At 73.5% G+C, this 9,776-nt stretch carries 7 protein-coding genes; 4 read left to right on the plus strand and 3 right to left on the minus strand.

Annotated features, from left to right (window positions below):
* Window positions 1-31: 31 nt before the first annotated feature.
* From IEJ02_RS23455 to IEJ02_RS23465, 3 genes are read right to left on the minus strand one after another with little or no spacing between them, the layout of a single operon-like run.
* Entirely contained in the window at window positions 32-1,177 is a 1,146-nt protein-coding gene (locus IEJ02_RS23455; RefSeq protein WP_191066664.1) for a glycoside hydrolase family 88/105 protein, read from the minus strand.
* Between the two features lie 27 nt (window positions 1,178-1,204).
* Window positions 1,205-2,491, minus strand: coding sequence for an NAD(P)/FAD-dependent oxidoreductase (locus IEJ02_RS23460; protein WP_191066665.1), 1,287 nt, complete (start codon window positions 2,489-2,491; stop codon window positions 1,205-1,207).
* Complete coding sequence (locus tag IEJ02_RS23465) at window positions 2,488-3,885, minus strand: MFS transporter (protein WP_191066666.1); 1,398 nt, start codon at window positions 3,883-3,885, stop codon at window positions 2,488-2,490. The genes IEJ02_RS23460 and IEJ02_RS23465 overlap by 4 nt, the downstream gene beginning before the upstream one ends.
* Window positions 3,886-4,052: 167 nt before the next feature.
* Here IEJ02_RS23465 and IEJ02_RS23470 point away from each other — a divergent pair, with 167 nt between their 5' ends.
* The 4 genes from IEJ02_RS23470 to IEJ02_RS23485 all read left to right on the plus strand — a co-directional run bounded on the left by IEJ02_RS23470 (window position 4,053) and on the right by IEJ02_RS23485 (window position 9,619).
* Window positions 4,053-5,267, plus strand: coding sequence for a CdaR family transcriptional regulator (locus IEJ02_RS23470; RefSeq protein WP_191066667.1), 1,215 nt, complete (start codon window positions 4,053-4,055; stop codon window positions 5,265-5,267).
* A gap of 199 nt (window positions 5,268-5,466) precedes the next feature.
* Window positions 5,467-6,825, plus strand: a complete 1,359-nt coding sequence (locus IEJ02_RS23475; protein ID WP_191066668.1) for a glutamine synthetase — start codon at window positions 5,467-5,469, stop codon at window positions 6,823-6,825.
* Window positions 6,826-6,828: 3 nt separating this feature from the next.
* The gene (locus tag IEJ02_RS23480; RefSeq protein ID WP_191066669.1) at window positions 6,829-7,998 is read left to right on the plus strand and encodes an amidohydrolase family protein; all 1,170 of its coding nucleotides are present in this window, start codon (window positions 6,829-6,831) and stop codon (window positions 7,996-7,998) included.
* Window positions 7,999-8,827: 829 nt separating this feature from the next.
* Window positions 8,828-9,619, plus strand: a complete 792-nt coding sequence (locus IEJ02_RS23485; protein WP_191066670.1) for an SDR family NAD(P)-dependent oxidoreductase — start codon at window positions 8,828-8,830, stop codon at window positions 9,617-9,619.
* Window positions 9,620-9,776 lie beyond the last annotated feature (157 nt).

Here is a 9,776-nt window from a genome sequence, read left to right on the forward strand (position 1 = left end):
GCCGCTCGTTCATCAGCAGGAAGGCNGCGCGTCAGGACGCGAGCCGCTCGTTCATCAGCAGGAAGGCGCCCAGACCGTGGAGGTCGTTCGTATTGCGCTTGCGGCCGAGGTAGTAGGCCAGGTCCCCGACGTTGGTGCCCTCGCTGATGTCGGTGATGTTCGTCAGCCCGTCGGAGCCGACCGACACCTTCTTCAGCACGCCCTGATAGCCCCTGCGCGCGGCCGAGGCGTAGGAGCCGCCGCTGATCCAGCCGTGTTCCAGGGCGGCGTGCAGCATCAGGGTGTACATGCTGGAGGCGGAGGTCTCGGTCCAGTTGCCGGCCTCGTTCGCCTTGTCGACGACCTGGAACCAGCGGCCGGTGGCCGGGTCCTGGTAGCGGGCGAAGCCCTTGGCCAAGTGCCGTACGTTGCCGATGAGTTCGGCGCGGCGCGGGTGGTTCGCGGGAAGCAGTTCCAGCACCTCGACATGGGTCATGGCGGTCCAGCCGATGGCCCGTGCCCAGAAGTGGGCGGAGGTTCCGGTGGTGGGATCGGGGTTCCACGGGGCGTCGCCGTCAGCGTCATAGGCGTGGTAGATCAGCCCGTTGGACGCCTTGAGGTGGCGGAAGTACACCGAGAGGTTCCTGGTGACCTCGTCGAACGCGTACGCCTGGTCGCCGTAGGCGATGCCGTAGCGCAGCAGGAAGGGCTGGGCCATGAAGACACCGTCGCCCCACAGTTCGTTGGTCTTGCCGGTGGCGTGCCACATCCCGCCGTCGGCGGTGCGCGGATAGGTGGTGATCCGCTCCCGGATCTGGGCGGCGGCGGTCCGGTAGCGGGGGTCGCCGGTCTCCTGGTGGAGGATCAGCAGCAGATTGCCGGACTGCATCGCGTCGAGGTTGTCGAAGGTCCGGCTCATATGGCCGTCGGCGTCGACGAAGTTGTCCACCCAGGTCTTGATGTACGCCAGGTACGAGGGCTCCTTGACCCGCTGGTAGACGCGGTAGGCGCCGAGCAGGAACAGCCCTCGGGTGTAGCCCCAGCCGCCGAGCGAGGCGGGGTCGGGGTAGCGGGCGATGGTGGAGTCCACCACCGCCCGGGACCAGTCGGCGGGCGCCGCGCCGGCGCCCGCCGTCGGGAGGAGAAGGCCGCCGGTGATGCCCAGTGTGCTCGCGAGCAGGGTTCTGCGACTGACCACTGGAGTCTCCTTGGATGTCAGGGCGCCTCACTGGACGCCATGTACACGCCAAGAATAGCGGCGAACGGTCCGTACCGGATCAAAAGCGGAGGAAAGCCGGGAATCCGCCGTCCCCGTCAGCAGTCCGGCCACCAGCCGGCCGGTGGCGGGCGCGAGCATCAGCCCCAGCATGTTGTGTCCGGTGGCCAGCAGCACCCGGGGGTGGCCCGGCACCGGGCCGATCAGCGGCAGCCCGTCGGGGGTCATGGGCCGCGGCCCCACCCACTCCTCCTGGCGGTCGTCCCAGTCGGCATGGCGCAGATACGGGCGCGCGGCCGCGACGATGGCCTCGACGCGCCGCTGCCGGAACCGGTCGGCGTCGCGCTCGAACTCCATCGTCCCGGCGACCCGGACCCGCTTGCCCATCGGCGTGAGCACCACCTTGGCCGCACCGAGGTGGACCAGGCGGGAGGGCGGCGGTTCGGCCGCCACCGAGAAGCTGTAGCCCTTGCCCGCCACCAGGTCGATGTCCTTGCCGAGCCCCCGCACCAGCTCCCGCGATCCGATGCCCGCGGCGATCACCACCGTGTCGGCGCGGAAGGTGCCCGCCGAGGTCCGGACCTCGGTCCGGCCGGACCGGTCGACGATCGATGAGACACGCGCCCCTTCGACCAGCTCCACCCCGTCGCTCCGCAGCCGCTCGGCGAGCCGGTCCACGAAGAGCGAGGGATCCAGGGACCACTGACGCTCCACCACGAACCCCGCCCGCGCGCCCTCGGTGAGCGAGGGCTCCGCCTCCGCCAGCCGGGCCCCCTCCAGCACACCCCCGGGCGCGATGGGGGCGTCCAGGCGGCGGAAGGCGGCGAGCGCCTCGGCGGCGTACGCGCGGGAGGGGAAGGCGAACAGGAAGCCGTCCTTGTGCGCCTCCCCGTCCACACCGGCCGCCTCCAGCTCCTCGAAGAGCCCGAAGGTGCCCCTCGCGAGCGCGCCGAGGGCGGCGGCCCCCCGCGCGTGGTGGCGCGAGGTGGCCCGCATCCCGAACCGGACCAGGAACCGCAGCAGTTCGGCACCGGCCGGGGGGTGGATCGCCAGCGCGCCGTCCCGGCGGTGCAGCCCGCGCAGCGCCGTGCCGATGACACCGGGCGCGGCCAGCGGTTCGACCAGGTCGGGGCAGACCTCCCCGGCGTTGCCGCGGGACGCGCCGCTGCCCAGCCGGTCGCGTTCGAGGACGGTGACCCGCAGCCCGGCGCCACTGAGGTAGTGGGCACAGGCCAGGCCGACGACTCCGCCGCCGACGATGGTGACCGTGGAGGGCGGGGTGTCCGGAAAGGTCATGAGGGCTCCTTCACCGCGGGGGACGGTGTGGTCGAGGAGGTGTCACGGCCGGCCCGCGGTCGCCCGCGGGGGCTGTGGTCCGCGTCCGCCGCACTGGCGTCGGCGAGGGTGAGCCCGCTGGTCTCCGGGGCGAGGACGTACGACGTTCCCCAGCCGATGGCGCAGATCACCGCGCCGAGGAGCATGGCCAGCCGGGTGCTGTGGTCGAGGACGACGGGCGCTCCCCAGGTGCCGATGGCGGCGCCGACGCGGCTGATGCCGGTGGCGAAGCCGTTGGCGGTGGCCCGGACCCCGGTCGGGAACAGCTCGGAGGGGTAGATGGCCTGGAGACACTGGCTGGAGAAGCACGCCACGCCGAAGGCCGCGAAGAGGACGATCACGACGGCCGGTGAGGGGTGGGCGAGGGCGGCGAGGCAGAGCAGCGGGATCGCGGAGAGACCGAAGCTCCACAGGAGCAGGGTGCGCCGCCCCTTGTTGATGACCAGGATCCCCGAGAGCGAGCCGAGCACGAAGAAGATCTGCACCACGACCGAGCCGAGGTAGGAGTCGTTGCCGTCGGCCAGTCCGAAGGAGGACAGGATGGTGGGTTCGTAGGTGGTGATGGCGTAGATCGGCAGCAGCTGACAGGCCCAGAAGACGCTGACGAAAACGGTCCGCCGCAGATAGGCGCCGCGGAAGATATCGCCGTAGCGGGTGCGCGAGGCGGTGTCGGCCTCCAGGTCGTCCAGGGTCGCGTCCGGGCCGAGCATCTGCTTGAGCACGGCCTCCGCTTCCTTGCCGCGGCCCTTGCTGAGCAGCCAGCGCGGGGACTCGGGGGTGCCGAAGCGCAGCAGGAGGATGAGGACGGCGGGTATCGCGCTGCTCGCGAGCATCCACCGCCAGTCGTCGTGGCCGGAGGACAACATCGCCCAGCCGACGACGTACGCGACGGCGGCGCCGACCGACCACATGGTGACCATGATGACCAGCAGCGGTCCCCGGGAGTTTCGCGGCGCGAACTCGGACGCGATGGTGCCCGCGATCGCGAAGTCGGCACCGATGGCGATGCCCATGAGGAAGCGCAATACGGTCAGCTGCCAGGGATCGGTGACGAAGAACTGGGCCGCGGAGAGCAGGATGAAGGCGGCGATGTCGAAGAGATAGACCTTCTGCCGCCCGACCCGGTCGGTCACATAGCCGAAGACCAGCCCTCCGGCGAACATGCCGACCAGGGAGGCGGAGCCGATCACTCCGGCGTCGAAGGAGTTGAGGTGGTAGTCGGCGGTGAGGAGCGGAAGCGCGACGCCGATGATGCTGAGAATGTATCCGTCGCAGAACTCGCCGCCGCCGGCGTACAGCGTGATGAGCCAGTGAGTGCGGGTGGGACGGGACTTCTCCAGGGATGCTGTGCTCATGGCCGTCTCCTGAGGAGGGCTCCTGGGGAGGAGGGGACGGATGGCCGGGCGGTGCGGGGCGCCCGGTGGTGTTGACGGAAGACGGTAGGCAGCGACGGGTCCCCGGTCATCGTTCGAAGCGTATGAAGACATCGACCTCAGGGCGAGTGCGTCTGTACGATCCGCCCATGGATCCCCTTGGCGGCCTGCTCGGCGGCCCTCCCGTACTGACGCCGGAGCTGGCGCAGGAGATCGCCCGCGACATCGGGCGGATCACCGGTTTCAATGTGCTGATCACCGACCCCGAGGCGGTGGTCATCGGCTGTGGCGACCACGCGCGCGTCGGCACCGTCCACGAGGCGTCCCTGGAGGTGGTGCGCACCGGGCGCCCCGCCACCCACACCGCCGAGCAGGCGGGCCGGATGCGGGGCGTACGGCCCGGGATGAGCCTGCCGATCACCGTCGGGGAGGAGGTGATCGGCACCGTCTGTCTGACCGGGGTGCCCGAGGAGGTGCACCGCTTCGGCCTGGTGGTGCGGCGGCAGACCGAGATCCTGCTGGAGGAGGCGGCGCTGCTGCGCTCGCGGATGCTCCATGAGCGGGCGGTCGACGACTTCGTCCGGGACATCGCGCTCTACGACCCCGAGGTGGTCGGCCCGGAGGCGGTGGCCGCCCGCGCGGTCGAGCTGGGGCTCGCGCCCGGGGTGGCCCGGAGCGCGGTGCTGCTGGAGGTGCGCTCGGCGGGCGCGCCGGACCGGGCGGACGAGGACCCCGCGGCGGTGTCCCGGCTGACGGTGCTGCGGACGGTGCGGGAGGTGTTCCGCGACCGCCAGGACGTGGCGGGCGAGCAGACCGCGGGGCGGTACGCGGTGCTGGCCGCGGCGCACGAGGGGCGCGCGGCCCCGGAGCGGCTTCCCGAACGCTGCGAGCACCTGCTGGCGCTGCTCGCGGAGCGCCATGGCCTGGACGGCCGGATGGCCGTCGGCGAGCCGGGGGCCGGGGCGGCCGGGATGCACGGCTCCTACCGCGACGCGGCGACGGCACTGCGCACCGGGCCGGCGGTCTTCCCCGGCGAGCGGGTCTTCCTCGCCTCGGAGCTGCGGGTGCCGCATCTGCTGGGCTCGATACCGCCCCACGACCGGGCCCGGTTCACCGAGGCGGTGCTGGGGCGGCTGCGCGAGCAGCCGGACTGGCCGACGCTGCGGGAGACGCTGATCGGCTGGGCGGAGGGCGGTCTGTCGCTGGTCCGGGTCGCCGAGCGGCTGCACATCCACCGGAACACCCTGCTGTACCGGCTGGAGAAGATCGGGAAGCTGTCGGGCCGCCGGGTGCGCGAGCCCGGCCAGGCCCTCGAGATGTATCTCGCCTCCCTCGCCGACATCCTCCGGGAGGGGGCCAGATGACGTAGGCGGTCTGCGCTCCGTGGCCGAAACCGGACGCCTCGGCGGGCGGGCCGACCCCCTCGACGCCCTGGCCGGTCGTGTCAACCTCCGACCGGCATAAGCCACCGTCACACCCCGTATGCGATCAGGACAACGCGTCACCACAAGACGGTCCGCAGGCAATAGTCTCGGCGTACAGGACGTGGCTGAGGAGGCGCCCATGGGGACCGGGGATCGCGAGCAGGCATACGCACGGGCTCGGCAGGAGGCCGAGCGGCTCACCGCGAACGGCATCCGGGCCATCGCGCTCACCTGGGTGGACAACGCGGGCCTGACCCGGGTGAAGTCCGTGCCCACCGCGCGGCTGCCCCATGCCGCACGGCGCGGGGTCGGAATGTCCCCCGTCTTCGACGTCTATCTCGTGGACGACTCCATGACCACCAGCCGCCATGTCGGCGGCCCGGACGGGGATCTACGGCTCCTCCCCGACCTGGACCGGCTCACTCCGCTTGCCGCGCAGCCCGGCTGGGCCTGGGCCCCGGTCGACCGGTACGACCAGCGGGGCCGGGCGCACCCCGTCTGCCAGCGGCTGTTCGCCCGGCGGATGGCCGAGCGGGCGCGGGAGCGGGGGCTGACCGTGCGCATGGGGTTCGAGACCGAGTGGGTCGTCACCACGGGCGACCCGGACCAGGACCCGCCGCGCTACCCCACCGCGGGCCCCGCCTACGGCATGGCGCGGGTGGTCGACCTCGCCGACTACCTCGCCGATCTGCTCGGCGCGCTGGACGCGCAACACACCGAGGTGCACCAGCTCCATCCGGAGTACTCCCCCGGGCAGTTCGAGGTGTCCCTGGCGCCCGCCGATCCGGTCGGCGCCGCCGATCTCGCCGTACTGGTGCGGGAGACGATCCGGGCGTGCTCCGGACGCGCCGGGCTCAACCCGATGTTCGGCCCGGTGGTGGACCCGGGCGGGGTCGGCAACGGCGCCCATCTCCATCTGAGCCTGTGGCAGGGGGACCGCAATCTGTGCCGGGACGGCGACGGGCCGCACGGCATGACCGCGACGGCCGAGGCGTTCCTCGCCGGGGTGCTGCGCGAGCTGCCCGCCCTGCTCGCCATCGGCGCGCCCTCCCCCGCGAGCTACCTCCGGCTCGAGCCCTCCCGCTGGGCCGGGGCGTACCAGTGCTGGGGGCTGGAGAACCGGGAGGCCGCGGTGCGCTTCATCACCGGCGCACCGGACGACCCGGGCGCCTCCAACGCCGAGATCAAGTCCTTCGACCCGGCGGCCAACCCCTATGTGGTGGCGGGCGCGGTCATCGCCGCGGGCCTCGGCGGGATGGACTCCGGGCTCTCCCTGCCCCCGCCCGTCTCCGGGGACCCGGCCGTCGAGGGACGCGAGCGGCGGCTGCCCACCTCGCTGCTGACGGCGCTGGAGCACTTCGAGGACTCGACCGTGCTGCGCGAGGCGCTGGGCGATCCGCTCTTCGAGTCCATCGCCGCGGTGCGCCGGGCGGAGTCCGCTCTGTTCGAGAAGTCGTCCCCGGGCGAGATCGCCGTCGCGACCCGGAGGCGGTACTGACCGATGGAGGCCGCCGAGCAGACGGATCCGACCGAGCCGCCGCTGCCGCCGCTGGTGGACCACCACTGCCATGGGGTGGCCCGCTCCGAGCTGGGCTCGGCCGCGTTCGAGGCGTTCCTGACCGAATCCGACGCGCCCGCGGCGCTCGGCACCACCTTCTTCGACAGCCAGCTGGGGTTCGCGGTGCGCCGCTGGTGCCCGCCGCTGCTGGACCTCGAACCGCACTGCCCGCCCGCCCCCTACCTCGCCCGGCGGCGCGAGCTGGGCGCGCGAGAGGTGACCCGGCGGCTGCTGAGCGCCGCCGGGATCAGCGAGTTCCTGGTGGACACCGGGCTGCCGGGGAATCTGACCACCCCTCAGGAGCTGGCCCTCGCGGCGGGCGGCACCGCCCATGAGATCGTCCGGCTGGAGCAGCTGGCGGAGCGGATCGCCGACGCCTCGCTGACCGCCGACGACTTCCTGACGGGGGTGGCGGACGGGATCCGGGAGGCGGCCCGTACGGCGTCCGGTTTCAAGTCGGTGGCCGCCTACCGCTACGGCCTGGACTTCGAGCCCGACCCGCCGGGCCCCGGCGCCGTCCACACCGCCGCCGAGCAGTGGCTCGCCCGCCGCGCCCAGGGCGGCACCGCCGCCGCCCGGGTCACCGACCCCGTGCTGCTGCGCCATCTGCTGTGGTCGGCGGCGTACACCGGGCTGCCGCTGCAACTGCACACCGGGTTCGGCGATCCCGATCTGCGGCTGGACCGCTGCGATCCGCTCGCCCTCACCGACTTCATCCGCGCCGTGCGCCCCACGGGCTGCACGCTGATCCTGCTGCACGGCTATCCGTACCACCGCGGCGCCGCCTATCTGGCCGCCGTCTTCCCGCATGTGTACGCCGATGTGGGGCTGGCCCTGTCGCACACCGGGGCGCGGGCCGGGGCGGTGCTCGCCGAGATGCTGGAGCTCGCCCCGTTCGGCAAGGTGCTCTTCTCGACCGACGCCTACGGTCTGCCCGAACTGTACGTGGTGGGGGCGCGACTCTTCCGGGAGGCGCTGACCGGGCTGCTGACCCACTGGGTCGCGGAGGGCGCCTGGTCGCGCCGCGACGCCCGCCGGGTGGCGGCGCTGCTGGGCGCGGACAACGCTCGCCGCGTCTACGGGCTGGGCACTCCGGCGCCCCGCGAGGGCTAGGAGGTGTCCGACGGAGCGTGGCGCCTGCCGCGGGCTGTTCCCCCTCCCCGCCCCCTTCCCTGCAGCATCGCTATGCGGCTCCGCCGCGTGGGGGCTCGGCCCCAGGCCCCGGCCGGGCGAGTCGGATGCGCGCGGGCGTCCGCTGCGCCGGCGTGCCGGTGCAGGTGTTCACGGCGGCGACGCCCGCCGCGAACAGTGCCCACCCCGCGGCCACTCTGGCCCTGCTCACCGGCCTCCTGCTCACCGGTCTCCTGCTCACCGGTCTCCTGCTCACCGGCCGACCGCTCGACCACCGCGTCGCAGGTGACGCGGTCGGCGCCCTGGCCGGTGGGCCGATCGCAGCGACGGTCGGCTCGTCGACCACCGAGGTCCGGGGGCGGAGCCCTGCCACGCGGTGGACACCCGCTGGCCACCTCGAGGCTGCGCCTCACCGGGACGGCTCTCCTCCGGGGCCCGGAGGCCCACGGCCACCGACGCGTACGGGCCCGGGCCCCTACGGCCCGACGCCCCAGCGCACGACCCGACGCCAACCCCGCACGCGCCAGGACACGGCCGCCCCGCGCAACGGAGAGGCCCCACGCCGACGGGAGGACCGGCGACACACCGTCGCGGACCGCCACGCGCGTACAGGCGCGGGACGGAGCTGCTGGACCGGGCGCGCCCGCCGGAGGCCGCCGCGCGTGTACGGGGGGCGGGGGTAGTTGCCGGTGTCCTTGGCGGTCTTGTACGCGGCCGCCGCGCGTGTACGGGGCCGGGGCCCATGCCCGGCGCGGAGCGCAGACGCAGTACCGTGCCCGGAACGTACTCGACCGTAACCGGAGGAGATCGCATGCGGATCGCCGGCACGACCGTCCTGCTCACCGGCGCCACCGGCGGCATCGGCCAGACACTGGCCCGCGCGTTCGCGGCCAAGGGCTCCAAGTTGCTGCTCACCGGGCGCCGTGAGGAGGTGCTGCGGCCGCTGGCCGAGCGGCTGGGCGGCCGGGCGATCGTCGCCGATCTGGCCGAACGGTCCGATGTGGAGCGGCTCGTCGAGGAGGCGGCGGAGGCCCGGATCCTCATCGCCAACGCCGCGCTGCCCTCCAGCGGCCCGGTCCTGGACTACCGGCCCGAGGAGCTGGACCGCGCCCTCGACGTCAATCTGCGCGCGCCGGTACTGCTGTCCCGGCTGATGGCCCCGCGCATGGTGGAGGCGGGCTCCGGCCACCTGGTGATGATCGGCTCGCTGTCGGGCCGTACGGCCTCCCCCGGCGCGGCGCTCTACAACGCGGCCAAGTTCGGGCTGCGCGGCTTCGCCCTCGGGCTGCGGCAGGACCTGCACGGCACGGGGGTCGGGGTCTCGCTGGTGCAGCCCGGATTCGTGGGCGACGCCGGGATGTTCGCCGACGCGGGTACGTCCCTGCCCACCGGGGTGCGTACGATCTCCACCCGGCGGGTGGCGGCCGCGACCATCCGGGCGATCGAGCGCAACCGGGCCGAGGTGAACGTGGCCCCGCTGGAGCTGCGCCTGGGCAGCGCCATCGGTGGGCTGTTCCCGAGCATCGCCGAGCGAGCCCAGCGGGGCGCGGGCGCCGGTGAGACGTCCCGTCAGCTCGCCGACGGGCAGCGCGACAAGCGATAGCACCCCGCGCGCCCGACCGCCACGGGCCCCGCACGCGGGCGAACGTCGCGGCCCTGCGCACGCCCACGCCACGGCCCCGCGCGGCCCCGGACGCCACGGCCCTGTGCCCGGGCGGACGCCACGGCCCGCACCCGAACGCCACGGCCCGCGCGCGGGC

The sequence above is a fragment of the Streptomyces sp. 5-10 genome (assembly GCF_014712245.1).
Lineage (GTDB): Bacteria > Actinomycetota > Actinomycetes > Streptomycetales > Streptomycetaceae > Streptomyces > Streptomyces violaceusniger.

What these genes read in the sequence shown, in the direction of transcription:
- IEJ02_RS23485 (WP_191066670.1), top strand. Translation starts at nt 8,828, where the DNA reads ATGCGGATCGCCGGCACGACCGTCCTGCTCACCGGCGCCACCGGCGGC.
- IEJ02_RS23470 (WP_191066667.1), top strand. Translation starts at nt 4,053, where the DNA reads ATGGATCCCCTTGGCGGCCTGCTCGGCGGCCCTCCCGTACTGACGCCG.
- IEJ02_RS23465 (WP_191066666.1), bottom strand. Translation starts at nt 3,885, where the DNA reads ATGAGCACAGCATCCCTGGAGAAGTCCCGTCCCACCCGCACTCACTGG.
- IEJ02_RS23480 (WP_191066669.1), top strand. Translation starts at nt 6,829, where the DNA reads ATGGAGGCCGCCGAGCAGACGGATCCGACCGAGCCGCCGCTGCCGCCG.
- IEJ02_RS23460 (WP_191066665.1), bottom strand. Translation starts at nt 2,491, where the DNA reads ATGACCTTTCCGGACACCCCGCCCTCCACGGTCACCATCGTCGGCGGC.
- IEJ02_RS23475 (WP_191066668.1), top strand. Translation starts at nt 5,467, where the DNA reads ATGGGGACCGGGGATCGCGAGCAGGCATACGCACGGGCTCGGCAGGAG.